1 pseudogene is annotated in these 711 nt (G+C 77.6%); it reads left to right on the plus strand.

Going from position 1 to position 711, the window contains the following annotated elements:
* Positions 1 to 711, plus strand: a pseudogene (locus ACFQ4O_RS18075) (hypothetical protein); the annotation flags it as partial.

Raw genomic sequence — 711 nt, forward strand, 5'->3', positions numbered from 1 at the left:
TCGGCGCAGCCCGCCGCGCCCTCCGCGCCCGCCGATCATGGCGCGCCGGGAACCGCGAGCGCCGCCGTGGCGGGCCAGACCGTGCGGCTGACCTTTCCCTTCACGAAGGCGCCGGCCGCGGCGGTGTTCCTGCGCGGGCGCACCCTGTGGGCGCTGTTCGACGATCCGGCGCCGCTGACGCTCGACCGGCTGGAGAAGGGCTCCGCCGGCCTGATCGTGTCCGCCGACCAGGCGCCGCTGGACGGCGGGCGGCTGGTGCGGCTGACGCTGCGCGAGCCCCGCCTCGTCACCGCGGCGATCGATGGCGGGGCGTGGATCGTGGCGCTCGGGGACGACCTGCTGGCGCCGACCGAGCCGATCCGCTTCGCCTCCGCCTTCGGCCGGGGCGGCCGGGGCCTCGTGACCGCCCGGGTCGAGGGCCTCGGCGTCGCCCGGCGCATCAAGGATCCGGCCGGCGGCGACGAGCTTGTGGTCGTCACCGCGGCGCGGGCGCCGCGCGGCGCCCTGCGGCCCCAGTCCTTCGTGGAGTTCACGCTGCTGCCCACGGTGCAGGGCGTTGTGGTGGCGCCGATCGCCGACGACATCCGCGTCAGCGTCGAGATGGACGAGTTGCGCGTCGAGCGCGACGGCGGGCTGGCGCTGTCGCGGGACAGCGGCGCGCCGCTGTCCGCCTCCGCCGCGCCCGTCGCCGGGCTGACGCTGGGCGAAGCC

This window comes from Methylopila musalis, from assembly GCF_042679725.1.
Classification (GTDB): Bacteria; Pseudomonadota; Alphaproteobacteria; order Rhizobiales; family Methylopilaceae; genus Methylopila; species Methylopila musalis.